Genomic DNA, 26,528 nt, shown 5'->3' with positions numbered 1-26,528 from the left:
TCGTGCCCGCCTGCCGGCAGCCGCCGATCAGTGAAGCCGCGCCATCGTGAAGCAGCTGATCAGGGCGGTGTCGTGAGGCTCCTCTGAAGCTCGCCACCACGGAGCGTCACGGAGTCCCACGAGAGTCTCCGAAGCTCGATCGCCGGTCACCGGAGAGTCATATGCGGCGCGGTACGGCTCCGTCCTGCCAGCGGTAGAGGTCGCGCAGCAGGGAGATCTCGGCGCCGTGGTGGATCAGCTCCCTGTTGACGTGCAGGACGATGCCCTCCATGGGAAACCGCTCGGGACCCACCGTGGGCGGATTCTCCAGGTCAGCGTCCGAGAGCTCGCGGACCCCCGCGTTCCATCTCCCATACATCTCATCGAGCTGTTTCAGCGCCTCGTCAGCGGTCCCCGCGTAGGCGAATGTCCGGGAGTCGACGTCCTGGCCGCCGAAGTGCCATGCGACCCGATAGCCCAGGCAGGAGACGATGATGTGCGCCAGCCGCCAGGCGATCGTGGTCACCGGCGCCGGCACCGGATCAGTGGACGCGGAGTCCGCCGAGTCCATCGTCCATTCCCCCGAACCCGCCGGCATCGGTGCGGCCGACGTGCCCCGAGGGCGGATGCTCCAGCAGCCGCGCACCGGCTCCCAGAAGTACTCCTCATCGGCAAGACCGTGCAGCCGCGGCCGCAGGTTCTTGTGCCAGTGCCGGTCCAGCTGGTCCGCGAGCCGCTCGCTTCTTGTCATTTCCGCACACTACATACGACGGAGACCTGGCTGCGCCCCTCGCTGGGAGGTTGATGCCCTTCGGGCCGCGCCGCAGCGAGCGGCTGTTCGACACTGGCGACCCGGCCGGCTGGGTCGGGTTCAATGACGTGTCGCCCCGTGCCAGCCCGTCTGCGCCCCGTCGTCGGTGTCCTCCAGCAGCCCCGCGTCATAGGCGAGCAGGGCGATCTGGACCCGGTTGTCCAGGCCGAGCTTGGCGAGGATGCGCGAGACGTGGGCCTTGACGGTGGCCACGCTGAGGAAGAGTTCGGCGGCGATCCGGGCGTTGGCGAGGCCGCGGCCGACGGCGACGGCGACCTCGCGTTCGCGGTCGTTGAGGACGGCGAGCCGGTCACGCGCGCGGGTCCGCCGGGCGTCGGCGGCGGTACCGGCCGCGTGCCGCATCAACTGCCGGGTGACGGCGGGCGACAGCACCGGGTCGCCGGCCGCGACCCGGCGCACGGCGTCGACGATCTCGGCGGGCGGGGTGTCCTTCAGGACGAAACCGGCGGCTCCGGCGCGCAGGGCGTGCAGGACCTGTTCGTCGGCGTGGAAGGTGGTGAGCACGACGACCTGCGGCGCGTCCGGCCGCGCGCGCAGCCGTCGTGTCGTGGTGATCCCGTCCACCACCGGCATCCGGAGGTCCATCAGGACGACGTCCGGCCGGGTCCGCCGCGCCACTTCCTCGGCCTCCGCGCCGTCGGCGGCCTCCCCGACGATCTCGATGTCCTCGGCCCCGCCGATCATCAGCGCCAGACCGGCGCGTACGAGGGGGTCGTCGTCCACGAGGAGGAGTCTGATCGGCGTCGCAGTCATGGGGTCACGAAATCACGGGTGGGGAGGCGGGGCGGCGGGAACGGCCGGGATTCGGGGGCACGCGTGCGCGTACGCCGGTGTACGACGCCGGGTCCTCAGGTCCGCGGCCACGGCAGCCACCCCCGCACGACGAACCCCCCGTCCGGACGCGTGCCGTGTTCCAGGTGTCCGCCGGCCAGCGTGGCCCGTTCGCGCAGGCCGATCAGGCCCTGGCCGGAGCCGGGGACGGGCGGGACCTCGGCGGGTGGGGCGGGGTTGACGGCGGTGATCGTCAGGCCGTCGCCGGGCGTGCCGGTGAGGCGGAGGGTGACCTCGGTGCCCGGGGCGTGCTTGCGGGCGTTGGTCAGCGCCTCCTGGGCGATGCGGTAGGCGGTGCGGCCGACGGAGGCGGGGACGGTGGCCGGGTCGGTGACGCGGTGGTCGAGGGTGACCTTCATGCCGGCCTCGCGGCACTCGGCGACGAGGGTGTCCAGCGCGGCCAGCGTCGGCTGGGGACGGGCGCCGGACGGTTCCTCGGCCTCCCCGGTCCGCAGGACGCCGATGATCTCCCGCAGGTCCTGAAGTGCCTCGTGGGCGCTCTCCCGGATCACCCCGGCGGCCCGCGCCGTCTCCTCGCGGGGCGCGTCCGGCCGGAACTCCAGGGCGCCCGCGTGCACGCTGAGCAGGGTGAGCCGGTGGGCGAGCACGTCGTGCATCTCGCGGGCGATGGCCTCGCGGGCCAGCCGCTGCGCCTGCTCGGCGCGGAGCCGGGCCTCGGTCTCCGCCCGGTGCGCCCGGTCCCTGAGGCTCAGCATCAGCATCCGCTTGGAGCGGACGAACATGCCCCAGCCGGTGACGGACACGGTGAGCAGTGTGGTGAACGCGACGACGCCCGCGTAGGGCAGTTCGGGGTCGGGCCGTACCCAGTAGAACAGCGGGATGAGCGCGAGGTCGACGCCGCCGGTCCAGGCGACGTACCGGAAGGGCCGGTGGACGGCGAGCGTGAACAGGGCGACCATCGCGGCGCCGCCCGAGCTGTTGGACAGCAGGCCGACCGGGATCATCGCGACGGCGAGCCCGACGGGCCACCGGCGGCGCAGCCAGACGGCGCCGCAGGACAGGACGCCCAGCGTCTGGTCGAGGACGGCGAGGGAGTGCGGCAGGCCGGGTTCCTCGGCGAGGCCCTGGGCGGCGGCCAGGCCGAGGACGACGGCCAGGAGGAAGCAGGAGAAGTCGACGACCCAGTCGCGTGCCGTGCGCCGCGGCCGTCGGCCGGGGGCCCCGGCGTCGGGGTCCAGCTCGTGGACGAGGGCGGAGGGGAACAGCCACCGGCGGCCGGTGAACTCCCCTGGCGCCCGCGCCTGTTCGTCTTCGGTCACGGTCGCAATCTACGGCCGGATCGCGCCCTGCGGCCGGTCCGCGCCCGGATCACCGACCGAGCGACCGGGATCGTCGACCGAAGTCGCACCGCCGTGGACTTCCGGATGCCGCCCGCCGGCGCGGGCACGGACTTTGGACACGGGGCGTCCGCCCTGCGGCCGATGCGTGGGGTCAGGCCGCGCGGCAGGAGTCGTGGTGCGAAACAGGTACGGGAATGCGTCGGATTCATCGCCCTGGTGCAGGGCGCGCTGGGCCTGGTGCACGAGTTCACCGACTGGCATGTGGGTCTCGTGCAGCGGATCGGCCTCCTCGACGGCTACCAGGTCTACGCGAGCGTCGCGCTCCTGCTGCCGGCGTTCGCCCTGTTCGCCGCGGCGGAGAGCGGGGGTTCCGACTGAGGCGCCGGACACCGGGTCAACTCCGCGGGAACTTCTCGTACTTCACGGTAAATCCTTCAGGGTTGTCATTGACATGCCACCTTCTACGCGCGTCATCATGAGGCCATGAGATTCCCCCCACGGATCACACGCATCGGCGCCGCGGCCGCTGTCCTGTCCGCCCTCCTCGTCGGCGGCACCGTCACCGCCACCCCGGCGGCCGCCGCGGTCGGCAGCATCTGTTACAGCGACCTGCCCTCACAGGCGTACGACACGCTCGACCTGATCGAGCGGGGCGGGCCGTTCCCGTACGCGCAGGACGGCACCGTCTTCCAGAACCGGGAAGGCGTGCTGCCCGGCCGGGCGTCCGGCTACTACCACGAGTACACGGTGATCACGCCGGGCTCGTCCACGCGCGGCGCCCGACGCATCGTCACCGGCGACCGGTACCAGGAGGACTACTACACCTCCGACCACTACGCCACGTTCGACCTGGTCGACTTCGGCTGCTGAGGTCCGGCCCGGGTCCCCGCCCCGCGTACTCCCCCCACGGAGAACCCGGTCACGGGGCGGGGCGGCCGGCACGGTCGCGCGGACGTCGTCCGTGCGACCGTCGGGCCTACGCCTCCTTGTGGCTGAGCAGGATGTCGACTCCGGCCTGGCTGCCGTCCACGGTGACCTGCGTGGCCACCGGCGCGTACCCGGCGGCGATCACGGTGTACTGCTCACTGGCGAGGTCGGTGAAGGAGTAGCTGCCGTCGACGCTCGTGGTGCGCGTCCCGACGACGTTCCCGGCGGCGTCGATCAGGGTCACCCGGGCGTCCTCCAGTGGCCGTCCGTCCTGGGTGTGCACCGTCCCCCACAGGGTCGCCGCGGTGGACAGCCGGATGTCGCAGCGGGTGGTCTCGGCGGAGACGGTGGCCGGCACGGCGGCCGGGCGGTGACCCGGCGCGCTCACGCTGAGCGTGTAGTCGCCGGGCAGCAGGTCGCCGATCCGGTAGCCGCCGCCCGTACCGGTGGTCGCGGAAGCCGTCACGTCACCGTGCCGGTCGGTGGCCACCACCAGGGCGCCGGGAAGCACCTCCCCGTTCCCCCCGCGCACCGTGCCGGCCACGCCACCCGGGCTGGGCAGGACCACGAGGTCGTGGGAGACGGGCGTGCCGTCCAGGGTCAGCGTGGCGACCTGCGGCTGGTATCCGGACGCCGAGCCGATGAGGACCAGGCTGCCGCGCTCGGGAATGTCCACGGCGTACCAGCCGTCCTGTCCGGAGGTGGTGCGGGCGAGCTGGTGACCCGTCGCGTCCAGCACGGTGATCGCGGTACCGGGCACGGGTACGCCCGCACCGTCCCGCACCTGGCCACGGATGGCCGCCGCACCGACGGCCGGGAGGGGGGCGGTGGCGGTCCCCGCGGCGGTCCCGGGCGTGGCCCCGGCGGCGGCGGGGGCCACGGCGCCGGGTTCGGCCCCGGTGGCAGGGGTGGTCTCGGCTCGGGGACGTCCCCCGGCGTCCTGAGCGGGCAGGCTCGCCCTCTTCCTGGCGCGGAACAGCAGCACGGTGACGAGCACGGCGAAGGCGAAGAAGCCGGCCGACCACCAGTAGGCGACGGTGTAGCTGTGCAGCGCCGCGTTGGCCTTGACCAGGGGGTCGGTCAGGTGGTGCTTCGCGTAGTCGGTGGCCGCGCTGGTGGCCAGCGTGTTCAGCAGCGCGGTGCTGATCGAGCCGCCCACCTGCTGGGTGGTGTTGACGGCCGCCGAGGCCACGCCCTGGTCACTCGCCCGCACCCCGAGGGTGGCGTAGCTCATGGCCGCGGGCATCGACATGCCGAGGCCGGCGCCCAGCAGCAGCAGCGGCGGCAGCACGTGCGGCGCGTAGCTGCTGTGCAGGTCGAGGCGGGTCAGCCAGACCATGCCGCCCACGGCCAGCAGCATGCCGACGGGAACGACGATCTTGGGCCCGATCCTCGGCACCAGCCAGTTGGTGGAGAGCTGCGCCATCACCATGAGCGCGCCGACCATCGGCAGGAAGGCCACACCGTTCTTCACCGGCGAGTAGCCCAGCGTCGACTGGAGGTAGTAGGTGAGGAAGAGGAAGACGCCGAACATCCCGGCGGAGGAGATGAGCACGGTCGACAGGGCGGCGGCGCGGTCCCGGTCGGCCAGGACGCGCAGGGGCAGGACGGGGTGCTTCGCACGGGCCTGCCACAGGAAGAACGCCACCAGCAGCAGACCGCCCGCGGCGAGGAAGCCCCAGGTCATCCAGTTGTCCCAGTCGTGCGTCTCGGCGTTGGCGAAGCCGTAGACGACACCGAACAGACCGCCGGAGACCAGGACCGCGCCGAGGATGTCCAGCTTGGGCCGCTCGGCCGGGACGGAACGGCCGATGAGGACGACCGCGCCGATCAGCGCGGGAATCGCGATGACGTCGTTGACGTACAGCGTCCAGCGCCAGTTGAGGTACTCGGTGAGCAGGCCGCCGAGGACCAGGCCGACAGCGGCACCGGAGCCGGCGATGGCGCCGAATATGCCGAACGCCTTGGCGCGTTCCTTGGGTTCGGTGAACGTCGTGGTCAGCAGGGACAGCGCCGCCGGCGCGAGCAGGGCGCCGAACAGTCCCTGCACGGCGCGCGCGACGACCAGCATGGTGAAGCCGTTCGCCGCGCCGCCGACCGCGGAGGCGGCGGCGAAGCCGACGATGCCGACGATGAAGGTCGTCTTGCGGCCGAAGAGGTCGGCGAGCCGGCCGCCGAGCAGCAGCAGGCTGCCGAACGCCAGGGAGTAGGCGGTGACGATCCACTGCCGCCCGTTGTTGTCGAAGCCCAGGTCCTGCTGGGCGGAGGGCAGCGCGATGTTCACGATCGTGGCGTCGAGCACGACCATGAGCTGGGCGAGGCCGATCACGGCCAGTGCCCACCAGCGGTGCTGCGGCGGGGCATGGGTGTGGCCGGACGGCCCGGCCTGGACGGTGGCGACCGGGATGGCTTCCACGATGGGACTCCCTGATGGGGCTCGGATTGCTCGGTTGTGCGTCAGCGCCGGCAGGACGACCGTGTCCCCGCCGCCATCGGTCCGAAACAGTTTCGTACTGCAAAGGTAGGCAATCGCCAAGCGAAACTCAAACGTTTCGATCGACCGCCGGGCGATGTGCGGCAGTTCACAGGCCAGGGAATCGACCGCCCTTTCGAACCGCCGGTCCGGCACTCCTGGCGCGGGTCGGGCGCGGGACTGGCCGTGAACGCCGCCCGAAGGGCCCCCCGCTCGGATCAGGCTGCCGCCCGGCGCCCCCACGCGGTCCCGGCGAGCACCAGCGCGCCGCCCGCCAGGCCGAGCGCGCCGAGCCGGTCGCCGCCCAGCGCGATACCGGCGCCTGCGGCCCACAGCGGCTCGGTGCCGAGCAGCAGGCCGACCCGCGAGGGAGAGGTGCGGCGGACGGCCCACATCTGCACGAAGAAGGCGAACACCGTGCACAGGGCCGACAGGAACAGCAGCCCCGCCCACTCCCCGGCGCCGAAGCCCGTCGCCGCGGTCCACGGCGCCGGTCCGCCCCCGGCGGCCGACAGCAGGGCGAAGACGACGACGGCGGAGCCGAGCTGGACCGTCGTCAGCGGCAGCGCGCCGGCGTCCTGTACGGCCCTGATCCGGGACATGGCCAGGACGTGCACGGTGCGGGCGCACGCGGCGAGCAGCATCAGCAGATCGCCGAGGGAGGGCCGGGTGAAGCCGGCGCCCTGGGTGAGCAGGACGACGCCCAGCACCGACAGGGCCGCCGCGCCGAGGAAGGACGGCGTGGGCCGGGTGCGGGTGACGGCGGCCTCGGCGAGCGGGGTGAAGAGCATGGTGAGACTGATGATCAGACCGGCGTTGGTCGCCGACGTGTGCACCACCCCGTACGTCTCCAGCAGGAAGACTCCGGCGAGGATCAGCCCGAGCAGGGCCGCGCCGCGCCACTGGGCGCCGGTGAGCGCGCGCAGGGCGCGGCGGCCGGCGAGGGCCAGGGCGGGCAGCGCGAGTGCGAACCGCAGCACCAGGACGGCGAGCACCGTCCGGGCGGTGGTGATCTCCTTCGCCGCGAGGTAGCTGGCGCCCCAGCAGACCGCGACGAGCAGCACGGGCAGGTCGGTGTGCCAGGCCCGGCGGGGCGCGAGCGCGGCGGGCACGGCGAGCGAGGACATCGGTGCGGCTCTCCCGGTCACCGGAAAAGGGGTGCGGAGACGACGGCGGCTCGCACGGGACGCGCTCACCGTACCGACGCGGACGATCTTCGGCCAGGCCTTCCGGCCCGGCTGTCCCCGGGTCAGGCCGGCTCGGACCGGGCCCGCTCGGGGAGGTCGTACGTGCCGTACTCCGGGCTGCCCGCCAGGTCGTACGTCTGGATGGAGATGCCCGAGCCGGTGACGTGGCCGGAGCGGTGGGCGAAGCGGGCGGGGAGCGTGCCCTCCGTGAACAGGCGGCGGCCGGCGCCGAGGACGACCGGGAACGTCAGCAGGTGCAGGGTGTCGACAAGCCGGAGGTCCAGCAGCGAACGGACCAGGGCGCCGCTGCCGTGGATCTGGAGTTCGCCGTCCGTACGCTCCTTCAGCGCGGTGACCTCCTTGGCGAGGTCGCCGGAGACGACGGTGGTGCCGGCCCACCCGGGTGCCTGGAGGGTGGCGGAGACGACGTACTTCGGGAGCGCGTTGAGCTTGCCGGCGATCGGGTGGGCGGGGTCGGTCACCTTCGGCCAGTAGGAGGTGAAGATGTCGTACGTACGGCGGCCGAGCAGGAAGCCGGCCGCGCGGTCGAAGACCTCGGTGATGTATCTGCCGGAGTCGTCGTCGGCGAGCGGGAAGCTCCAGCCGCCCTGGTCGAAGCCGCCGGTGGTGTCCTCCTGGGGGCCGCCGGGTGCCTGGTGGACGCCGTCGAGGGTGACGAAGACCGTGGAGACGAGCTTGCCCATGGCGGGTGCCTTCTTCCGGGTGCGGGGTCTGCGGTCAACAGGTCAGACCCCGCGCCCGCCCGCAACTCATCGGTCCGGCCGCGTGTCCCCGGGCCGCGACTCATCGGTCCGGCCGCCGGCCCCCGGCCATGACTCATCGGTCCGGCCGCCGTCCCCGGGCAGAACCCGGCTCAGCCGGCGTGCGTGGAGAACAGTCCGCCGGTCGGGCCCTGCTTGTCGCCGCCCTGGGCCTTCTTCAGGGCGTTGGCGAGGCTCTCGATGGTGAGGGACTGGAGGATCACCCGGCCGTTGCCCTCCAGCGTGGCCAGGGACAGGCCCTCGCCGCCGAACACGGCGTTCATCAGGCCCTGGCGGTTGAGGCCGCCGACGCGCTGGACGCCGTACTGGATGCCCTCCTCGAAGGCGACCACACAGCCGGTGTCGACCTCGATGCGCCCGCCGAAGTCCGCCGGGTTCAGGTCGATGAAGTTGCCCGCGCCCGCGATGATCACCGTGCCGTGTCCGGTGAACTTCTCCAGGACGAAGCCCTCGCCGCCGCTCATGCCGGTGCGGCCGCCGGCGAAGGCGATGCCGAAGTCGACGGTGGACTCGGCGGCCACGAAGGCGTCCTTCTCGGCGAACCACGCGCGCGTGCCGTCCAGCTCCAGGGCGCGCATCTCGCCGGGCAGCACGCCCGCGAAGCCGACCGTGCCCTCGCCGCCCTGGGCGGTGAAGTACTGGAAGGCAAGCGACTCACCGGCGAGCACGCGCTGGCCGACCTGCATGGCGGTGCCCATGGCCTGGCGGAGCAGACCGCCCATGCCGCCGCCCGAGCCGCCCTGCTGCTGGCCGCCGCTGCCGGACGGGCCGGACAGCCGCGTCTCCATGGTCACGTTCGTCGTCTTGAACAGGAACTTCCCGGCCTCGCAGTACACGGTCTGGCCGGGGTGCAGGTTGACGACCGCCATCTGCATGGCGTTGCCGACGATCTCTTGCTTAAGGGTCACGTGGGGAGAACGCGAAGGGGGGAGGGAAGAGTTCCGGCAGCCCGGAACAGGGGTCCGCGCAGGTGACGCGCGGGACGCCCCGGTGCTGTCCGGCCGGGGCGTCCCACGCGCTTGGACGGGCATCGGCGCGCACGCGCGCGTGGAGGGTGTCAGCAAGGCCACGCGCGTGTGGAGCGTGTGCCGGCGCGCCCACGCGCGTGTGGAGCGTGTGCCGGCGCGCCCACGCGCGTCACGGGCATCGGCGCGCCCGCGCGCGTGGGGAGGGCGTCGCCGCGGGATCAGCCGCCGAGTTCCTGGTGGCGGGCGGCGAGGCCGCTCGCGCCCTGCTCGGTCAGGGAGCCGAACAGGCGCAGGCGGGAGATGCCGCCGTCGGGGAAGATGTCGATCCGCGCGTGGGTGCCGACCGCCGGCTCGGGCAGGACGAAGCGGTGGTCGGTGTCGGGCTGGAGGCGGGTGCGGGGCAGGATCTCCCGCCACTCGCCGTCCTCCCCGTCCTGCACGGACACCGAGGCCCAGCCGGCGCTGTTGCCCTTCAGGTAGGCCGTGTCGATCTCGATCGCGCGGATCTGGGACCGGGCGACGAGCCGGTAGCGGATCCAGTCGTTGCCCTGGTCGCGGCGGCGGCGGGTCTCCCAGCCGTCGTCCATCTTCCGGGAGCGGCCAGGCTGGATGGTGTTGGTGGCCGGGGAGTAGAAGAGGTCGGAGGCGTCCTCGACCCGGCCGCCGTTCTCCAGGGCGACCACGTCGAAGGTGCCGAGGACCGCCAGCCACTCGGGATCGGGGACCACCTCGCCGTACACGCGCAGGCGTGCGATGCCCCCGTCGGGGTGCTGGTTGACCCGCAGGTGCGTGAAGCGCTGCTCGACGGAGACGGCGAAGCCGTTCGCCGCGTGGCCGCCGACGGCGGTGCGCGGGACGATCGTCGTCCACTTCACGTCGTCGCCCAGCAGCTCCTCCGGGGACGGCGAGCCGGGTACGGACGTGGCCTCGACCGAGACGGCCTGCGGGTAGTTGCCGCGGAAGTGGGCGGTGTCGACGACGATCCCGCGGATCACGCCGGGCGCACCGAGGCGGACCAGCGCCCAGTCGTGGTCCTCGGCGGTCGGCCACGGGTGCCCGGCGGAGGCGCCGCGCCGGCGGCGGGTCTCCCAGCCGTCCATGATCTTGCCCTTGTGCCCGAAGTGCTCGGGGTCGAACTCGGCCCGCTCGGGCACCAGCAGGTTCTCCCGCTGGGCGAAGAACTCGTCGTTGGCGGCGATGACGCCCGCGCCGAGCCGCCGGTCGGCGAGGTTGGCGTACCGGGTGAAGGGGAAGTCGGCGGTGCGGTAGTCCGCGTACGGGTCGCCGCCTCCGTAGGGGTTCGCGTCGCCGGTGAAGCTCTCAATCGCCGTCACGGTGATCAGTGGGTCCTCTCTGGGAGTCGGCCGGGTGCGGGTGCGGTGGTGGGTCACTGGGGGCGGGCGAGCAGCGTGCCCCGCGGCGCGGTGAACTCGCCGTCGGCGACGATGCGTTCGCCGCGCAGCCAGGTGGACTTGACGACGCCGTACAGGGTCCGGCCGGCGTATGCGGTGACCCGGTTGCGGTGCTGGAGGCCGGCCGGGTCGACGGTGAAGGTCTCGTCGGGGGCGAGGACGGCGAAGTCGGCGTCGTGGCCCGGGGCGATGGCGCCCTTGGAGGCGCCGAGGCCGACGAGGCCGGCGGTCCGCGTGGACATCCAGCGCACGACGTCCTCCAGGCCGTGGCCGCGCTCGCGGGCCGCGGTCCAGACGGCGGACAGGCTGAGCTGGAGGCCGGAGATGCCGCCCCACGCGGTGGCGAAGTCGTCCGTCTTCAGGTCGGCGGTGGACGGCGAGTGGTCGGTGACCACGCAGTCGATGGTGCCGTCGGAGAGCGCCTCCCAGAGCAGGTCCTGGTTGGCGGCCTCGCGGATGGGCGGGCAGCACTTGAACTCGCTGGCGCCGTCCGGGACCTCCTCGGCGGTCAGGGTGAGGTAGTGCGGGCAGGTCTCCACGGTGATGCGGACGCCCTCGGCACGGGCGGCGCGGATCAGTGGCAGGGCGTCGCTGGAGGACAGGTGCAGTACGTGCACGCGCGCGTTCAGGCGCCGGGCCTGTGCGATGAGGTTCGCGATGGCGGTGTCCTCGGCGTCGCGCGGGCGGGAGGCGAGGAAGTCGGCGTACCTGGGGCCGCCCTGCTGCGGGGCCGCGGCCAGGTGGTGCGGGTCCTCGGCGTGCACGATGAGCAGCCCGTCGAACCCGGCGGTCTCGGCCAGGCACTGGGCGAGCCGCTCCTGGTCGAGGTGCGGGAACTCGTCCACGCCGGACGGGGACAGGAAGGCCTTGAAGCCGAAGACGCCGGCGTCGTGCAGCGGGCGCAGGTCCTTGAGGTTGTCGGGCAGGGCGCCGCCCCAGAAACCGACGTCGATGTGTGCCTTGTCGCGGGCGACGTCCTGCTTGATGCGCAGGTGCTCGACCGTGGTGGTGGGCGGCAGGGAGTTGAGCGGCATGTCGATCAGGGTGGTGATGCCGCCGGCCGCCGCCGCGCGGGTGGCGGTCCAGAAGCCCTCCCACTCGGTGCGGCCCGGGTCGTTGACGTGCACGTGGGTGTCGACCAGGCCGGGCAGCAGGACGTGGTCGCCGACGTCCTCCAGCCGGGCGGCGGCCGGGACCTCGGCGTCGTACGGCAGGACGGCCGTGATCGTCCCGGCGGACACGGTGACGGTGGCGGCCCGTGTCCCCTCCGGAGTGATCACGCGCGTGGAGCGCAGCACCAGTTCAGCGTCGGACACCCGAACCCCTCTCTCTACCGCCGTTTTACGTCCAGGAAACGGGATTTACAGCCACGTAACGGATTTCAACGTTCTGTTGAAGGAGTCTTCACTCCCGCTTCCCCGTCGTCAAGAGGCACACTTCTGGGCAGCATCGATGCGCCACCAGGTCTGGACGTTTCCACAAAGCGGAATTAGAATTCCAGCAAGCAGAACGTAGCTACGTACAAGCAGGGAGTCAACCGACTGCCGGGTAGGCTTCTGCTCTCCCCGCCAGTCCCGAAAGGAACGCGCCGTGCCGACGTCCAGCGCCAGCACCACCGACTCCGCCAAGCCCTCCGCCGCCGGCGGGGTGCAGTCCCTGGAGCGCGCCTTCGACCTGCTTGAGCGGATGGCGGACGCGGGCGGCGAGGTGGGGCTGAGCGAGCTGTCCGCGGCGAGCGGGCTGCCGCTGCCGACCATCCACCGGCTGATGCGCACGCTGGTCGCCTGCGGTTACGTCCGCCAGCAGGCCAACCGGCGCTACGCCCTCGGGCCCCGGCTGATCCGCCTCGGCGAGTCCGCCTCCCGGCTGCTCGGCACCTGGGCGCGGCCGTACCTGGCCCGGCTGGTGGAGGAGACCGGCGAGACGGCGAACATGGCGCTGCTCGACGGGGACGAGATCGTGTACGTGGCCCAGGTGCCGTCGAAGCACTCGATGCGGATGTTCACCGAGGTCGGCCGGCGGGTGCTGCCGCACTCGACCGGCGTGGGCAAGGCGCTGCTGGCCGGGGTGCCGGACGACGAGGTGCGGGCGCTGCTGGCCCGGACGGGCATGCCGGCCGCCACGGAGAAGACCATCACCACGCCGGAGGGGTTCCTGGCGGCGCTGGAGGAGGTGCGGCGGCTGGGCTACGCGGTGGACGACAACGAGCAGGAGGTCGGGGTGCGGTGCCTCGCGGTGTCCGTGCCGGACTCCCCCACGGCGGCCGCCATCTCCATCTCCGGACCGGCGGGACGGGTCACCGAAGCGGCCACCGACAAGATCGTGCCGGTGCTCCAGCAGATCGCCGACGAACTGTCGGCGGCACTGGTCAGCCAGAACCAGGGCTGACGGGGGTACGGCGCCGGCCCGGCCGGTACGTCGAGCGCCGGCGCGGCGAGGAGGCCGTCGCCCACCCGGACGGCCAGGGCTGATCGATACGGCGTCGGGAGCCGATCCGTACGAGCTCGGGGGCTGATCCGTACGGCGTCGGGGGCTGACCTCGCACGACCTCCAGAGCCGATCCGCACGATGTCGGGGGCTGGCCCGCACGACCTCGGGAGCTGATCCCCGTGTCCGGGGAGGCCGGGGCATCCGCTTCGAGGGGCGACAGCCACTCGGATCCGTCCGGCTCGCCCGGCCCCGGCTAGCCCGCAGCCGCTTCGGAGGACGCCCTGCACGCCGACCGGCACCACCTGCCCCCGCCGACCGGCACCGGGCCGCCCGGGCGGCACCACCTGCCGCCGCTCACCGGCGCCGGGCCACCCGGGCACGCCCCGGCGACGGGGCACCGGGCATCGCACCTGCACCCCGGCTCGGGCCCGGCTGAGTACCCGTACTCATGCGCCCCCTCCGCCCGCCCGGGCAGGGTGGCGGGATGGACCTCCCCGTCGCCCCGCCCGCCTTCGACGCCACCGACGGTCCCGGACCCCACCGCCGCGCCGACCGGGGGGCCGATGTCGGAGCCGGGTGCGGGCTGGTGTTCCTGGAGCTGGTCGCCCTGGTGGTGATCTTCGGGCTGTGGGCGTTGTCCGGATGGACTTTCGACACGGCCGAGACCGCCACGAGCGACCCCTTGTGGAACTACCTGGCCGCGGCCGGCGGAGTCGGCGTGCTCGCCCTCGTGGCGGGCCTGATCGCCGCGCGGGCCGGTGCCGTCGTCACGGTGGCCACCCAGGCCGTCATGGCCGCCCTGGTGTGCCTCATCGTCTTCGGCGGGGCCGCCGCGCAGTCCCACCAGGACCAGGTCTGCCAGGACATGCCGTCGGCGGCGGGCTGCCGGGGCGACACGCGGCCGTAGCGGACGGTCAGGCCCCGTCGTCCGGATCCGCCCGGCGCCGCGGGGCCCGGTCGCGGGGCGGTTCGCCGAACAGGTCCACCGCGTCGCGCACCTGGGACAGCCCCCGGGCCAGCGCGCTCACCGAACCGATGGCGCCGGCGACCAGTAACAGGGAGCTGCGCAGGCGCGGGATCTCCGGCAGACCGCCGGCGGCCATCGCGGCCAGCGCCGCGAGTTCGTCCTCCGCTATCACCCGGTCGGGGAAGTCCGCGGGCAGCACGGCGAGTTCGCGGCGCAGACGGGACACCGCGGTCCGCAGTTCCGCCACCCTCGGGTCCTCGTCGCTGCCGGTCACTGGCCTCTGCCCCAAGCTCCGCAACACAGCCCTCCCCCCTGACACGCCGTCGTGCGCGGGCCAGTAAACGCCACCCCGTGCGGGAGCGCCACAGCGCGGACCGAATTTCAGCCCAACGGAAGCGACGCCGGAAAACCGGCCGAATCCACGGCCGTCGGGGTATGCAGGACCCATGACGGACAACCAGGATCTCCAGGGGGGTGTCGCGGGGCTGCTGCTCGCCGCCGGCGGCGGCAGACGGCTCGGCGGGCGCCCCAAGGCACTGCTGCCGCACCGGGGCCGGCCCCTGGTCGAGCACGCGGTCGGGGTGCTGCGCGCGGCCGGATGCGAGCGGATCCACGTGGTGCTGGGCGCCGCCGCGGACGAGGTCCGGCAGCGCGCCCGGCTCGACGGCTGTGTGCTGGTGGACAACCCGGACTGGGCGGCGGGCATGGGCTCCTCGCTGCGCGCGGGGCTGGCCTCACTCACCGGTACGGGCGTCCGCGCGGCCCTGGTGAGCCTGGTCGACCAGCCTGGCATCGGCCCGGCCGCGACGGCCCGGGTGCTCGGCGCCTGCGAGGACGAGACGTCCCTGGCCTCGGCCGCCTACGCGGGGGTACGCGGGCATCCGGTGCTGTTCGGTGCGGCGCACTGGGCGGGCATCGCCGAGACGGCCACCGGGGACCGCGGGGCGCGGGCCTACCTGAAGGCGCACGAGGGGGAGATCCGGCTCGTGGAGTGCGCGGACGTCGCCGAGCCGTACGACATCGACACGGAGGCCGACCTGAGCCGCCTGCGGTGACCGGGGTGGCACGGGGCGCCACCTTGCCTCGACCCGGAGAATCTCGACATCAACAAACCATTGAACTTCCACGATGAGGAAACTACTATCCACTGATCAGAAGCGCCTGTCCGCACAGTCGGCGCTCACCGTCCTGTTCGTGCCCCTTGGCACGAGGTGCCACCGCTGAAGGAAGTGACAGCTCATGTCCGCACCAGCGCCGTCCCCGCTGGCCATCGTCGACGCCGAGCCCCTGCCCCGGCAGGAGGAGGTCCTCACGGACGCGGCGCTCGCCTTCGTGGCGGAGCTGCACCGGCGGTTCACCCCGCGCCGTGACGAACTCCTGGCCCGCCGGGCCGAGCGCCGCGCCGAGATCGCCCGCACCTCCACGCTCGACTTCCTGCCGGAGACGGCCGCGATCCGCGCGGACGACTCCTGGAAGGTCGCCCCGGCCCCGGCCGCGCTGAACGACCGGCGCGTCGAGATCACCGGCCCCACCGACCGCAAGATGACCATCAACGCGCTCAACTCGGGCGCGAAGGTCTGGCTCGCCGACTTCGAGGACGCCTCCGCCCCCACCTGGGAGAACGTCGTCCTCGGCCAGCTCAACCTGATCGACGCCTACACCCGGAACATCGACTTCACCGACGAGCGCAGCGGCAAGTCGTACGCCCTGCGGCCGGACGAGGAGCTGGCGACCGTCGTCATGCGCCCGCGCGGCTGGCACCTGGACGAGCGGCATCTGACCGACGCCGACGGCCGTGCCGTCCCCGGCGCCCTCGTCGACTTCGGCCTGTACTTCTTCCACAACGCCCAGCGGCTGCTCGACCTCGGCAAGGGTCCCTACTTCTACCTGCCGAAGACCGAGTCGCACCTCGAAGCCCGGCTGTGGAACGACGTGTTCGTCTTCGCGCAGGACCACGTCGGCGTCCCGCAGGGCACCGTCCGCGCCACCGTGCTGATCGAGACCATCACGGCCGCGTACGAGATGGAGGAGATCCTCTACGAACTGCGTGACCACGCCTCCGGGCTGAACGCCGGCCGCTGGGACTACCTGTTCTCCATCGTGAAGAACTTCCGTGACGGCGGCCCCAGGTTCGTCCTTCCGGACCGCAACGCGGTGACGATGACCGCCCCGTTCATGCGGGCGTACACCGAACTCCTCGTCCGCACCTGCCACAAGCGCGGCGCGCACGCCATCGGCGGCATGGCGGCCTTCATCCCGTCCCGCAAGGACCCCGAGGTCAACAAGGTCGCCTTCGAGAAGGTCCGCGCCGACAAGGACCGCGAGGCGAACGACGGTTTCGACGGCTCCTGGGTCGCCCATCCCGACCTGGTCCCGATCGCCATGGAGTCCTTCGACAAGGTCCTCGGCGACAGGCCGAACCAGAAGGACCGCCTGCGCGAGGACGTCCACGTCGAGGCGGCCGACCTGATCGCGATCGACTCGCTCGACGCGAAGCCGACGTACGCCGGGCTGGTCAACGCCGTCCAGGTCGGCATCCGGTACATCGAGGCCTGGCTGCGCGGGCTCGGCGCGGTCGCCATCTTCAACCTGATGGAGGACGCGGCCACCGCCGAGATCTCCCGCTCGCAGATCTGGCAGTGGATCAACGCCGGCGTCGAGTTCGAGAACGGGGAGCGCGCCACACCGGAGCTGGCCCGCAAGGTCGCCGCCGAGGAACTCGACGCCGTCCGCAAGGAGATCGGCGAGGAGGCCTTCGCCGCCGGGCACTGGCAGGAGGCGCACGACCTGCTGCTGCGGGTGGCCCTCGACGAGGACTACGCCGACTTCCTCACCCTGCCGGCGTACCGGCAGCTGCGCGGCTGAGGCCGTGCCCGTCCGGGCGGCCCCGGGGCCGCCCGGCGGGTCATCCGAGGTGCACCGACCAGTCCTGTTCCGCCGCCGGCTTGCCGTGCAGGTCGGGCACCCGCTTCAGCCAGTCCGGGCGGCCCGCCTGTGTCTTCTGCGCGCGGGCGGCCTCCTCGGCGGCCAGCTCCTCGCGGCTCGGGAAGTCGGTGGGCAGCCACTGAGCGGAGAGCCGCACCCGGTCCAGGAGGTAGCCGACGTAGGCGTCCCGGACGTCGTCGGGCGTGGCGAACCCGGCGTCCTCGGCGAGCCAGGCGTCCGGCACCTCGGCGACGATCGCGCGCAGCAGCCCCTCGGTCACCCGGGGCGCCAGTTCGGCGTCGGCGGCGCGCACGTCGGGGCCGTAGTGACCGAGGGCGTGGTGCCGGAAGTCGTACCGCCGGCCCGGGGCCGTGGTGTCCCAGCGGTGGTGGAAGACGAGCGCGGCACCGTGGTCGATCAGCCACAGGCGCGCGGGCGCGGTCCCGAGCGTGGGCCAGACCATCAGGTTGGAGCTGTGGACCGTACGGTCGACGTTCACGGTCAGCGCGTCCAGCCAGACGATCCGGCCGGCCTCCAGCGGGTCCACCGGGAACGTCCGGGCTGTCTCCGGGGTGAAGTCACGGGCGCCCGGCAGATAGTCCATGCCGAGGTTGACGCCCGCGCTGGCGCTGTGCAGCTCGCGCACCTCCTGGTGGGGCTCGGCGGCGGCGATGGCCGGGTCGAAGTGCACGAGGACCAGCTCGGGAAAGCGCAGGCCGAGCGCACGGGCGAGTTCGCCGACGATGATCTCGGCGACCAGCGCCTTGTGCCCCTGCGCCGAGCCCGTGAACTTCACGACGTAGGTGCCGTCGTCGTCGGCCTCCACGACTCCGGGCACGGAGCCGCCGGAGTGGAGCGGGGTCACGTATCGAACAGCAGTCACGTCGCGCAGCACACCGGCCAGACTACGGCAGGTCAGGCGCCGGCCAGCGGGTTCGGCAGCGGCAGGTAGCGGGCGTCCGCGCCGTCCGCGCCGGTCCAGCGCAGGAGCAGGTTGGTCTTGCCCGGCAGGGTGGGGGCGGTGAGCAGGGCGGGGATCTCGGGGAGGTCGTGGCGGGCGAGTTCCCGGCGGGCGGCGGGCCAGGGGTCGAGGCCGGGGTGGTGGTCGGCGAGGGCGCCGGCGATCTCGACGAGGTGGTTGACGACCAGGCAGTACACCAGTCGCTCCCAGCCGGCGGCCCGGGTCACGTCCGGCAGCAGCTTGGCGCCCTCCGCGTCCCGGAACAGGGCCTGCACGGGCGTGCCGGCCGCGTCCACGGCGACGAGCGTGTTCTGCAGGTGGGCCTCCAGGACCACCCCGTGGTCGTCGAACGCGGTCAGGGCGGGCGGCACGACCTGCCGCAGGTACGCCTCCCACCAGGCGGCCGGGTCGGTGGCGGCGGCGAGCGGGCTGCCGTCGAAGCCCTCGGCGAGGCCCGCCGCGAGCAGCGGGGTGGCGCCCGGCAGCAGGTGCCCGCGCAGCCCGTCGCGGACCAGGACGGCCAGCTCCTCGAAGGCGAACGCGGCGGTGCGGTAGCCGCGGTCGCTGAGCCAGGCCGCGGGCGGGCCCATCGCCGCGAAGGCGTGCCGGGCGGCGGTGTCGGTGCGGCGCAGCCTGCGCAGGTCGTGGCGCCACAGCCGGCGGATGTCGTTGGTGATGCGGACGTCCAGGCTGAACTTCAGGAACAGGTCGCGGCGCGGCTCGTACACCGTGCGGACGGCGGCCGTGGGCCAGGTGTCGAAGGGGGTCGTGCCCAGCCGCAGCAGCCGGCCGTCGGCGAAGGCGGGCGCGAGGTCGCGGGCGACGAGGTCGAGCTGCCAGGGATGGGCGGGCAGCAGCCGGTAGCCGGGCGGGGCGGTGCCGAGGGCGTCCAGGGCCCGGGTGTCGCCCTCCTCGGCCACCTGGTCCTCGCGGACGCCGAGCAGCGTCAGCGGGAACCGGGCGTGCGCCTCGGGGGCGTACGGCAGCCAGGACGCGACCGGGCCGCCGCCGCGCGCCTTGGGGGCCGGATGGTGGGGGTGGCCGGTGAGCAGGGACTGCTCGGAGCGCAGGTACGGGTCCTCGGGCGCCGTGGCCCGGGCGCGGGCGGTGAGCAGGGCGGCGATCGCGTCCCGGCTGTCGATCATCTCGGCGGGCAGGTCGCCGCCGGGCAGCCCGGTGTGCCGGCGCAGCTCCTCGGCGACCAGTTTGACCAGCTCCGAGTGGCCGACGCGGTGCCAGGCCCCGGCCGTGTACAGCTCGGGGTCGGCGGGGCGCCGGCCGGGGCGCACCCGCAGCAGCCGGCCGTCCGGCAGCCGGTGGACGCGGCGGTCCCCGGCGTCCGGGAGCGGTTCGGCGACCTCGCGCAGGAGGCAGTTGAGCAGGGGCGCGGTCGCGTACGCGTCGGCGCGGCGGCCGACGGCGCCGTCGGGGGGTGTGAGGTCCACGCGATCCATTCGTTCTTCGTCCAGGGGGCCCGCGGTCTCCCCGGGGCACGCCGGGTGCGCCGTGCGGGAGCCGGTGACGATCAGTATGGCTGCCGTCCCGGACAATCGTGTCGTGCCCCGTGTACCCGAGGAGCCGACCGTGCACCGTCCGCCGACCGCCGAGGCCGAGATCGCCGAGGAGCTGGCCGCCGTCCGGCCCGCGCTGCTGCCCCGGTACCGGGCGCAGCTGCCCGGTGCCCGCGCCGCCGTGCTGACCCGGCTGTGGCGGGCGCTGGCCCATGAGCCGCTGCCGTGGCTGTCCGGCCGGGTGCCCGGGGCGGACGGCCTCGCCCTGCGCCTGGCCGACGGGCGGACCCTGCACGGGCCGCACGCCGATCCGTACGCCACGAGCGCGTACGTCACCGCCGTACGCCTGGACCGGGAGCGGTACGACGATCCGGCGCGGCTGATGACCGCGCTCGGGGTGCCGCACGCGTCCGCGTTCGCCGCGGAGCTGGCGCACAGCGTGGCCTCGCTGGCGCTGTCCCGGGCCGGCGCCGGTCACCCGAGGCAGTGGCCGGTGGACGGGGGCGGGAGGGACTGGGAGTGGGAGCAGCGGGTGGTCGACGGGCACCCGTACCACCCCAACTGCCGTTCCCGGCCAGGTTTCTCGGTGGCGGACCAGCTGGCGTACGCCCCCGAGCACGGGCCGGTGGTGGAGCTGGGGACGGTGCCGGTGCCGGCGGACGGGTGCCTGGTGTCCGGCGACTGGCCGGCCGAGCTCCGCGACGGCGACCGGATCCTGGTGCCGGTCCACCCGTGGCAGGCCGCGCATGTGCTGGGGCGGCCGTACGACGTCTGGCGCGCCGCCCGCCCGCTGATGTCCCTGCGCACGCTGGCGGTGCCCGGCGGCCCGCACGTGAAGACCGCGCTGAGCGCCCGGCTGACGTCGTCGGTGCGGGACATCTCGGTGTACTCGGTGCGGGCCGCGGCGCCGCTGTCGGCGTTCGCCGAGGACCTGGCGGCGCGCACGGACGGCCTGCTGCACATCACCCGCACGCTGGGGGCGGTCACGGCCCACTCCCCCGACCTGGCCGCGCTGCTGCGGGAGTCGCCGGAGGTGTATGCCGGCCCGGGTGAACGCGTCCTGCCGGTGGCCGCGCTCGCCACCACGTCCCTGCCCGGCTCCCCCGCCTGGCTGGCCGCGTTCGCCCGGCTGGCGCTCACGGTGGGCCTGCGGCTGCTGGAGCTCGGCGTGGCCCTGGAGGCCCACGGCCAGAACCTGCTGGTCGTGCTGTCGGCCGACGGCACCCCGCTGCGCCTGGTCTACCGCGACCTGGCCGACATCCGGATCAGCCCGGCCCGCCTGACCCGTCACGGCATCACCCCACCCGCGCTCACGGGCCGCCTGATCACCGACGACGACACCGCCCTGCGCCGCAAACTGTTCGGCTCGCTGGTGGCGGGGGCACTGGCGGGCACCGCCGGCTCGGCCCCCGCACTGGGCGCCGCGCTGCGGGCCGCCCTGCCCGATCTGCCGCCCGGCCCGGACCTGGCGCCCCTGCGCGAGGACCCGCTTCCGGCGAAGGCGTTGACGCTGATGCGTCTGTCACCCGACCACACGGGGGACATCTGGACGACCCTGCCCCATCCCTGCGCGGTGCCGTTCCCGGCCCAGGGCTGATTTTGCGTCATGTTCCCTGACTGAAAAGGTCTTTGCTCTACGATGCGCCGTCCGGCGGTGTACCCCTGATGAGCCGGCCAGGACACGAGAGCTTCGAGAGCTTCGAGAGCAGGAGATGACTGACGACGACCGCAGTGACAGCCTGATGTCGCCGATCCAGCCCGAACAACTGGACCCGGGGGCCGTGATCGCCCAGTCGCTCGACAACCAGTGGGTCCCCGCGCAGCTCACCCGGGAGATGATCGAGCGCGGTGAGTCCCTGGACCAGGTCGACCGCCGACGCGTGCGGGAGGTGCGGGCCGAGTACTTCCGCAGCCTCATCAACGCCAGCCAGGTCGTGATCAACCGCGCCTACTTCTACAACAACGACGCGATCAGCCGGGACCTCGCCCAGGAGGGGGAGGCCCGCGCGGCGCACCGCAAGCTGCTCGCCTCGGGCGCCATCGTCCCCTTCCTGCTGCGGGAACGCCACCCGGCCGAGGAACCCCCCGCCCACCTCCACCTGCGGCGCGGGGGCTTCACCGCCTGGCGGGAGACACTGGAGGGCATGTCCGCGGGCGACCGGGTGCGCTGTGTGCGCATGTCCTGGGACGACTCCGCCGGCGACCAGGAGAACCTGAACCGTACCCGGATACGGCTCTACCAGCCGTTCACCGAGAAGGTCCAGGGACTCACGGCCAAGGACATCGACATCCTCGCCGCGCAGGTCGGCGTGGCCCGCGAGGACACGGACCGGTTCGGCGAACGGCTCGGCGAGGTGGTCGCGTTCAGCAACGGCCTGAGCGTGCGCCGGCAGCCGGTGGTGCGCAACACCCTGTACGAGGAGTTCGTGACCGTCCCGGGCACGAACGTGGCGGAGGGCAGGTACGACCGCGCCAAGCCCTTCGCGGCGGAGATAAAGCAGCTCCTGGACCTCATCTACAACGTGAACCTGGCCGACGCCCTCGGGCGTTACCCCCTCACACCGGTCGGCAGCCTGCGGCGCGTGGTGCTCCAGGAGGCCCGCGAGGCCACGTCCTCGACCGTCGGTGTCGTCCAGGACCCGGAGCAACTGCTGACGTTCCTGCGGCAGCAGACCTTCGCAGTCGTACAGGACCACCTGACGCCGCAGGCGGTGAACGACCTGACCCTGCACGACATCTGGCGGCTGCGGCAGACCCCCGCCTGGAACTCCTACATCAAGGCGTTCGGCGCGCTGACGGCCGCGCCGGAGACCTTCCGGGACGGCGTCGGGCAGGTCTTCGACTCCTACGTCCGGCTCAACTCGGAGATCCTCCGGCTCGCGCGGGAGCGCCGGCAGGCCCGGCCGGCCCCCTGGCGCCCGGTGGTCGAGGTCGTCGTCACGGTGGGCGCGGCCGTGTTCACCGCCGTCAGCGGCAACGACATCTGGGAGGTCGCCGGTACGGTCCTGCCGCTGACGGTGAGCGGCTCGCTGACCGGCTCGGTGCAACTGGTGCTGCGCAACCACATCGCCGGCCGGCAGGAACAGAGGTTCGCCCGCGAGATCGCCTCCGTACGCCTGGCGAGTGAACGAGAATGGGCGCAGTTCCACGACCTGGTGCGGCGCCTGCCCGGGTACCGGGGCACGGCGGACCGGGCTCCGACGGGCACGGCGTCGACGACCACCCAGGACAACGAGGACCTGCCCGACTACTGAGGGACCGATGAGCCGGAGTATCGCTTTGCCCAGCCTGCCGAGGCCCCGATGAACCGCTACGAGGCACTGCGCCGGGACGTGCCGGAGTGGTTCCGCGACGATCCCGAAGGGGTCCGGATCCTCACGGACCCGGCACTGATCCGCGACGCCCGCCGCCAGGCGACCGCGGCCGGGCACACCGGCCACGGCGGCCTGTTCGGCGCCCTGTGGGCACGGCTGCGGGCCGTGCTGCGGCCGGTCCCCGCGGGTGTCGTGTCGGCCGACCGCTACCTGTGGTACCTGCGCGACCCGGTGCGCTTCCCCGACGGCCGCCTCGGCCTGTACGACCGGATCCTGCCGCCCCCGGCCTCCACTCCCGGCGTGGTGGTCCTGCCGCTGCTCGGTCACGGGAAGGAGGTCGTGCTGATCGAGCACCACCGGCACGCCACCCGGAGCCGGCACTGGGAGGTGGTACGCGGCTTCGGGGCCCCCGGCGCGACGCCCACCGAGAACGTCACCCGGGAGCTGCGGGAGGAGATCGCGGCCACGCCGACGGCGGTGCTCCCGCTGGGGGAACTGCACCCCGACACCGGGCTGCTCGGCCACAAGGTCGCCCTGTACGCGGCACATGTGGACGGCATCGGCCCGGTCGAGCGGGGCGAGGCGATCCACCGGGCGATCACGGTGACGCCGGCCGAGGCGGAGGAGATGGTGGCCGACGGGCGGATCACCGACGGCTTCACCGTCGCCGCGCTCTACCGGGCCCGCCTGGCAGGGCTGTTCGGGACTCCGGCGCCGGACGACGGTGACTGAGGCACCCCCGGGCAGGCGGGCGGCGGTCGTTTTGGAGGACGGCCTGTCTGATCAATAGGATCCGGCGATGATCAGAAGACAACGGCTGGCGGCGGGCGTCTGTGCTCTGCTCGCCGCCCTGACGGCCGGGATCGCGTTTCCCGCCGGCGCGGTCGCCGACGAGACGGACCAGACCGCTCCGAAGGTCGAACTGGTGCTGGACGTCAGCGGTTCCATGCGCACCCGTGACATCGACGGCGGCACCCGGATGGCCGCGGCGAAGCAGGCGTTCAACGAGGTGCTGGACGCGACCCCGGAGGAGGTCCAGCTCGGCATCCGTACGCTCGGCGCCAACTACCGCGGCGACGACCGCAAGGAGGGCTGCAAGGACACCGAGCAGCTGTACCCGGTCGGCCCGCTGAACCGGACCGACGCGAAGACGGCCGTGGCCACGCTGGCGCCGACCGGCTGGACGCCGATCGGGCCCGCGCTGCTGAAGGCGGCGGACGACCTGAACGGCGGTGACGGAACCCGCCGTATCGTCCTGATCAGCGACGGCGAGGACACCTGCCAGCCGCTCGACCCGTGCGAGGTGGCGCGGGAGATAGCCGCCAAGGGCATCGGGCTGACCATCGACACCCTCGGCCTGGTGCCGGACGCCAAGACCCGCGACCAGCTCAGCTGCATCGCCGACGCCACCGGCGGCACCTACACCGACGTGCGGCACAAGGAGGAACTGAGCGACCGCGTCGGCGAGTTGGTGGACCGTGCGGCGGACCCGGTGGTCACGCCGGTGGCCACCGAGGGCGCGGACCGGTGCGAGAAGGCGCCGGCGCTCAAGTCCGGCCTGTACACCGACCGCGTGGAGTTCGGGCAGCAGCGCTGGTACAAGGTGGACGTCGATCCCGGTCAGGAACTGCGCGCCTCGGTGAGCGTGGCGGACGACCGGGCCGTCCAGCCGAACCACGGTGTGCTGCTGCGGGCGGTGACCGTGCACGGCCGGGAGATCGTCCGCGGTGAGGCCGCCGGCACCGGCCGTACGGACGTCGTCTCCACCGGTCTGCGCTACCCCAGGCCGGACAGCGACGACGACGCGGCGCCCACGGAGACGGTGTGCCTCCAGGTCACCAGCTCCTTCTCGGCCGCGTCCGGCGTGAAGACGACCCCCGGTCTGCCGCTGGAGCTGACCGTCGACGTCGTGGACGGGCCGTCCGGTCACCACGACGTGGCCGCGTTCGGTCTCGGCCGTGGCTGGTGGCTGCTCGGCACGCTGGTGTTGATCGGCTTCCTCGCCGGTCTGCTGTGGGGCTGGCTGTCGCGCTGGCGGGTCGCCGTCTGGAGGACGAACTGATGCGGATCACACGCGTGTGGGGCGCCGCCCTGCTGGCGCTGGGACTGGCCGCCGGACCGGCCGCCGCCGACTCCTCGCCCTCCCCGAGCGCCTCCGCCGACGGCGACGCGCCCACCCGGGCGGGCACCTCCTTCCGTACGGCGACCGAGATCGACCAGGGGCAGCAGGCCACCGCCTCCGGCTCCACGGGCGACTACCTGTACTGGTCGTTCCCCGCGGACACCGGGCAGCGCCCCACCGTCAAGGCGACGGTGAAACTCCCCGACGCGCACGGCTCCGAGACCTGGCAGCTCGATGTGTACGACGGTCTGCGGCGCCGCCAGTCCTGCCAGTACGGCGCCCAGTCCCGCACCGCCGCGCAGGGCGCCGGCTCGGTCGAACTGGCCTGTGTGCTGCGCACGGTGCGCGGCTGGGCGGAGCCGTGGGCCAATGACCCGCTGCCGGGCACGTACTACATCCGGCTGACGGTGGTGGACCTCGGCGCCGCCGACCTCGGCAAGCCCGTGAGCGCCGAGGTGCGCGTCGACTCCAAGGGCATCGGCGGCCCGGCGGCCGTGGACGGCTCGCTGGGCAAGCCGCTCGTCCCCGGGATCGCCGCCAAGTCCGCGGAGGACGGGGACGGTTCGAAGGGTGCCGTGCTGTCCAGCTTCGGCTCCGACGACGGCTGGTCGTCCGGGTGGTGGTCCGACCGGTGGGTGTGGACCGGGATCGGCGCGGTGCTGGCCGCGCTCGCCGGCATCGGCGGGTACGTGCTGACGCGGGGGTCCGGGAGGCCGTCGCGGGTGCCGCCGGGTGTCTGAGCCGAAGTAGCGCGAAGGCCCGCCCGACGGCGGGCCTTCCCGTTCGCCGGGCCCTCCCGCTCGCCGGGCCCTCCCGCTCGCCGGGCCCTCCCGCTCGCCGGGCCCTCCCGCTCGCCGGGCCCTCCCGCTCGCCGGGCCCTCCCGTTCGCCGGGCTTTGCCGTTCCCCGGGCCTCACGCCTCCCGCAGTGCCTTGGCCAGCGTGCCGTCCCCGGTCACCGTGACCCGGCCGTCCCGTACCGCGTCCGGCAGCCCCGTCTCCCCGCGGGCGATGGCCTCGCAGGTCGCCGCGTCCATCACCAGGCGCGCGTCCGCCGCGCCGGGCGCGGGCCCGTCGCCGTACACCGGGCCCTCCTCCGCGCCGACGTGGAGGTGGAAGTCCCCCTCCTCCAGACCGACTTCCACGACGCCCTCCCCGTCCAGCGCCCGCAGCAGCGGCAGTGCGAACCAGTGCGCGCGGACGGCGTCGGTGGGCCGGCGCTCCCCCAGTTCTGCCTCGCCCCACGTACCCAGCGCTTGCAGTACGGGCAGCAACTGGCGTCCGCGTGGGGTGAGTTCGTACACGTACGCGGCACCCGGCGGGGGCAGCCGCCGTCTGGTGGTGAGCCCGTCCCGTTCCATGTCCTTCAGCCGTGAGGCGAGTACGTCCGTGCTGACGCCGGGCAGGTCCGCGTGCAGGTCCGTGTAGCGGCGCGGGCCGGCGAGCAGTTCGCGGACGATCAGCAGGGTCCAGCGGTCGCCGACGAGGTCGAGGGCGCGGGCTGCGGAGCAGTACTGGTCGTAGCTTCGGCGAGGTGACATGCGACGCAGTCTAGACGCGTTGTTGGACTTTCCAAGCTCCAGCTTGGTAAAACCAAGCAACACGAGT

General features: G+C 73.3%; 24 protein-coding genes. 11 read left to right on the top strand and 13 right to left on the bottom strand.

Features of this window, described 5'->3' with window-relative positions; genetic code table 11:
- Positions 1-157 precede the first annotated feature (157 nt).
- From ACH4LD_RS06745 to ACH4LD_RS06735, 3 genes are all read right to left on the bottom strand, one after another.
- Complete coding sequence (locus ACH4LD_RS06745) at positions 158-730, bottom strand: DinB family protein (protein WP_398054225.1); 573 nt, start codon at positions 728-730, stop codon at positions 158-160.
- 120 nt (positions 731-850) lie between these two features.
- Complete coding sequence (locus tag ACH4LD_RS06740; protein WP_398054226.1) at positions 851-1,564, bottom strand: response regulator; 714 nt, start codon at positions 1,562-1,564, stop codon at positions 851-853.
- Between the two features lie 95 nt (positions 1,565-1,659).
- Positions 1,660-2,922, bottom strand: a complete 1,263-nt coding sequence (locus ACH4LD_RS06735) for a sensor histidine kinase (RefSeq protein ID WP_398054227.1) — start codon at positions 2,920-2,922, stop codon at positions 1,660-1,662.
- A gap of 162 nt (positions 2,923-3,084) precedes the next feature.
- On the opposite strand from ACH4LD_RS06735, the gene ACH4LD_RS06730 reads away from it, so the two are divergent.
- Positions 3,085-3,321 carry a hypothetical protein gene (locus tag ACH4LD_RS06730; protein ID WP_398054228.1) on the top strand — a complete coding sequence of 79 codons (237 nt, stop codon included), beginning with the start codon at positions 3,085-3,087 and terminating at the stop codon, positions 3,319-3,321.
- Between the two features lie 105 nt (positions 3,322-3,426).
- Complete coding sequence (locus ACH4LD_RS06725) at positions 3,427-3,813, top strand: ribonuclease domain-containing protein (RefSeq protein WP_132783038.1); 387 nt, start codon at positions 3,427-3,429, stop codon at positions 3,811-3,813.
- A 106-nt stretch (positions 3,814-3,919) separates the two neighbouring features.
- Here the strand turns inward: ACH4LD_RS06725 and ACH4LD_RS06720 are convergent, their stop codons facing one another.
- The 6 genes from ACH4LD_RS06720 to allB all read right to left on the bottom strand — a co-directional run bounded on the left by ACH4LD_RS06720 (position 3,920) and on the right by allB (position 12,008).
- Positions 3,920-6,286: an MFS transporter gene (locus tag ACH4LD_RS06720; protein WP_398054229.1), complete on the bottom strand. Its 2,367-nt coding sequence runs from the start codon at positions 6,284-6,286 to the stop codon at positions 3,920-3,922.
- Between the two features lie 275 nt (positions 6,287-6,561).
- Positions 6,562-7,470, bottom strand: a complete 909-nt coding sequence (locus ACH4LD_RS06715; protein WP_398054230.1) for a DMT family transporter — start codon at positions 7,468-7,470, stop codon at positions 6,562-6,564.
- Between the two features lie 122 nt (positions 7,471-7,592).
- Positions 7,593-8,234: a dihydrofolate reductase family protein gene (locus ACH4LD_RS06710; RefSeq protein WP_398054231.1), complete on the bottom strand. Its 642-nt coding sequence runs from the start codon at positions 8,232-8,234 to the stop codon at positions 7,593-7,595.
- 170 nt (positions 8,235-8,404) lie between these two features.
- A complete protein-coding gene (locus tag ACH4LD_RS06705; RefSeq protein ID WP_132783042.1) occupies positions 8,405-9,220 on the bottom strand; it encodes an AIM24 family protein in 816 nt (271 codons plus the stop codon).
- A 278-nt stretch (positions 9,221-9,498) separates the two neighbouring features.
- Positions 9,499-10,614, bottom strand: coding sequence for an allantoicase (alc, locus tag ACH4LD_RS06700; protein WP_398054232.1), 1,116 nt, complete (start codon positions 10,612-10,614; stop codon positions 9,499-9,501).
- A 53-nt stretch (positions 10,615-10,667) separates the two neighbouring features.
- Positions 10,668-12,008: an allantoinase AllB gene (gene allB / locus ACH4LD_RS06695; protein WP_398054233.1), complete on the bottom strand. Its 1,341-nt coding sequence runs from the start codon at positions 12,006-12,008 to the stop codon at positions 10,668-10,670.
- A 274-nt stretch (positions 12,009-12,282) separates the two neighbouring features.
- On the opposite strand from allB, the gene ACH4LD_RS06690 reads away from it, so the two are divergent.
- Positions 12,283-13,080 carry an IclR family transcriptional regulator gene (locus tag ACH4LD_RS06690; protein ID WP_132783045.1) on the top strand — a complete coding sequence of 266 codons (798 nt, stop codon included), beginning with the start codon at positions 12,283-12,285 and terminating at the stop codon, positions 13,078-13,080.
- A 526-nt stretch (positions 13,081-13,606) separates the two neighbouring features.
- A complete protein-coding gene (locus tag ACH4LD_RS06685; protein ID WP_398054234.1) occupies positions 13,607-14,029 on the top strand; it encodes a DUF6234 family protein in 423 nt (140 codons plus the stop codon).
- A gap of 7 nt (positions 14,030-14,036) precedes the next feature.
- Here the strand turns inward: ACH4LD_RS06685 and ACH4LD_RS06680 are convergent, their stop codons facing one another.
- A complete protein-coding gene (locus ACH4LD_RS06680) occupies positions 14,037-14,390 on the bottom strand; it encodes a DUF5955 family protein (RefSeq protein ID WP_398054235.1) in 354 nt (117 codons plus the stop codon).
- 145 nt (positions 14,391-14,535) lie between these two features.
- Between ACH4LD_RS06680 and ACH4LD_RS06675 the strand changes: the two genes are divergently transcribed.
- Entirely contained in the window at positions 14,536-15,144 is a 609-nt protein-coding gene (locus tag ACH4LD_RS06675; RefSeq protein ID WP_398054236.1) for an NTP transferase domain-containing protein, read from the top strand.
- A 184-nt stretch (positions 15,145-15,328) separates the two neighbouring features.
- Positions 15,329-16,954 carry a malate synthase A gene (aceB, locus tag ACH4LD_RS06670; RefSeq protein ID WP_398054237.1) on the top strand — a complete coding sequence of 542 codons (1,626 nt, stop codon included), beginning with the start codon at positions 15,329-15,331 and terminating at the stop codon, positions 16,952-16,954.
- 40 nt (positions 16,955-16,994) lie between these two features.
- Here the strand turns inward: aceB and ACH4LD_RS06665 are convergent, their stop codons facing one another.
- Both ACH4LD_RS06665 and ACH4LD_RS06660 read right to left on the bottom strand, forming a co-directional pair.
- Complete coding sequence (locus ACH4LD_RS06665; protein ID WP_398054238.1) at positions 16,995-17,909, bottom strand: HipA family kinase; 915 nt, start codon at positions 17,907-17,909, stop codon at positions 16,995-16,997.
- Between the two features lie 20 nt (positions 17,910-17,929).
- Positions 17,930-19,429, bottom strand: coding sequence for an IucA/IucC family protein (locus tag ACH4LD_RS06660; RefSeq protein WP_398054239.1), 1,500 nt, complete (start codon positions 19,427-19,429; stop codon positions 17,930-17,932).
- Positions 19,430-19,559: 130 nt separating this feature from the next.
- Here ACH4LD_RS06660 and ACH4LD_RS06655 point away from each other — a divergent pair, with 130 nt between their 5' ends.
- The 5 genes from ACH4LD_RS06655 (at position 19,560) to ACH4LD_RS06635 (ending at position 25,662) form a co-directional block, all read left to right on the top strand.
- Positions 19,560-21,083 carry an IucA/IucC family protein gene (locus tag ACH4LD_RS06655; protein WP_398054564.1) on the top strand — a complete coding sequence of 508 codons (1,524 nt, stop codon included), beginning with the start codon at positions 19,560-19,562 and terminating at the stop codon, positions 21,081-21,083.
- Positions 21,084-21,198: 115 nt separating this feature from the next.
- Positions 21,199-22,740 carry a hypothetical protein gene (locus tag ACH4LD_RS06650; protein WP_398054240.1) on the top strand — a complete coding sequence of 514 codons (1,542 nt, stop codon included), beginning with the start codon at positions 21,199-21,201 and terminating at the stop codon, positions 22,738-22,740.
- A gap of 48 nt (positions 22,741-22,788) precedes the next feature.
- On the top strand, positions 22,789-23,532 hold the full coding sequence (locus ACH4LD_RS06645) for an NUDIX hydrolase (protein WP_398054241.1): 744 nt from the start codon (positions 22,789-22,791) through the stop codon (positions 23,530-23,532).
- 67 nt (positions 23,533-23,599) lie between these two features.
- Entirely contained in the window at positions 23,600-24,862 is a 1,263-nt protein-coding gene (locus ACH4LD_RS06640) for a VWA domain-containing protein (RefSeq protein WP_398054242.1), read from the top strand.
- The gene (locus ACH4LD_RS06635) at positions 24,862-25,662 is read left to right on the top strand and encodes a hypothetical protein (RefSeq protein ID WP_398054243.1); all 801 of its coding nucleotides are present in this window, start codon (positions 24,862-24,864) and stop codon (positions 25,660-25,662) included. Before ACH4LD_RS06640 ends, ACH4LD_RS06635 begins: the two co-directional genes overlap by 1 nt.
- A gap of 172 nt (positions 25,663-25,834) precedes the next feature.
- Here the strand turns inward: ACH4LD_RS06635 and ACH4LD_RS06630 are convergent, their stop codons facing one another.
- Complete coding sequence (locus ACH4LD_RS06630) at positions 25,835-26,461, bottom strand: winged helix-turn-helix transcriptional regulator (protein ID WP_398054244.1); 627 nt, start codon at positions 26,459-26,461, stop codon at positions 25,835-25,837.
- Between the last annotated feature and the right edge of the window lie 67 nt (positions 26,462-26,528).

Source organism: Streptomyces sp. NPDC017676, from assembly GCF_044329325.1.
In the GTDB taxonomy this organism is placed as follows: Bacteria; Actinomycetota; Actinomycetes; order Streptomycetales; family Streptomycetaceae; genus Streptomyces.
The sequence above is the reverse complement of the archived record's forward strand: the minus strand, read 5'-3'. Positions and strand labels throughout refer to the sequence as shown.

Coding starts and splice junctions, on each gene's coding strand:
- ACH4LD_RS06715 (WP_398054230.1), bottom strand. CDS start 7,470: ATGTCCTCGCTCGCCGTGCCCGCCGCGCTCGCGCCCCGCCGGGCCTGG.
- ACH4LD_RS06675 (WP_398054236.1), top strand. CDS start 14,536: ATGACGGACAACCAGGATCTCCAGGGGGGTGTCGCGGGGCTGCTGCTC.
- ACH4LD_RS06685 (WP_398054234.1), top strand. CDS start 13,607: ATGGACCTCCCCGTCGCCCCGCCCGCCTTCGACGCCACCGACGGTCCC.
- ACH4LD_RS06640 (WP_398054242.1), top strand. CDS start 23,600: ATGATCAGAAGACAACGGCTGGCGGCGGGCGTCTGTGCTCTGCTCGCC.
- ACH4LD_RS06660 (WP_398054239.1), bottom strand. CDS start 19,429: ATGGATCGCGTGGACCTCACACCCCCCGACGGCGCCGTCGGCCGCCGC.
- ACH4LD_RS06730 (WP_398054228.1), top strand. CDS start 3,085: ATGCGTGGGGTCAGGCCGCGCGGCAGGAGTCGTGGTGCGAAACAGGTA.
- ACH4LD_RS06650 (WP_398054240.1), top strand. CDS start 21,199: ATGACTGACGACGACCGCAGTGACAGCCTGATGTCGCCGATCCAGCCC.
- ACH4LD_RS06725 (WP_132783038.1), top strand. CDS start 3,427: ATGAGATTCCCCCCACGGATCACACGCATCGGCGCCGCGGCCGCTGTC.
- ACH4LD_RS06635 (WP_398054243.1), top strand. CDS start 24,862: ATGCGGATCACACGCGTGTGGGGCGCCGCCCTGCTGGCGCTGGGACTG.
- ACH4LD_RS06630 (WP_398054244.1), bottom strand. CDS start 26,461: ATGTCACCTCGCCGAAGCTACGACCAGTACTGCTCCGCAGCCCGCGCC.
- aceB (WP_398054237.1), top strand. CDS start 15,329: ATGTCCGCACCAGCGCCGTCCCCGCTGGCCATCGTCGACGCCGAGCCC.
- ACH4LD_RS06740 (WP_398054226.1), bottom strand. CDS start 1,564: ATGACTGCGACGCCGATCAGACTCCTCCTCGTGGACGACGACCCCCTC.
- ACH4LD_RS06710 (WP_398054231.1), bottom strand. CDS start 8,234: ATGGGCAAGCTCGTCTCCACGGTCTTCGTCACCCTCGACGGCGTCCAC.
- ACH4LD_RS06645 (WP_398054241.1), top strand. CDS start 22,789: ATGAACCGCTACGAGGCACTGCGCCGGGACGTGCCGGAGTGGTTCCGC.
- ACH4LD_RS06745 (WP_398054225.1), bottom strand. CDS start 730: ATGACAAGAAGCGAGCGGCTCGCGGACCAGCTGGACCGGCACTGGCAC.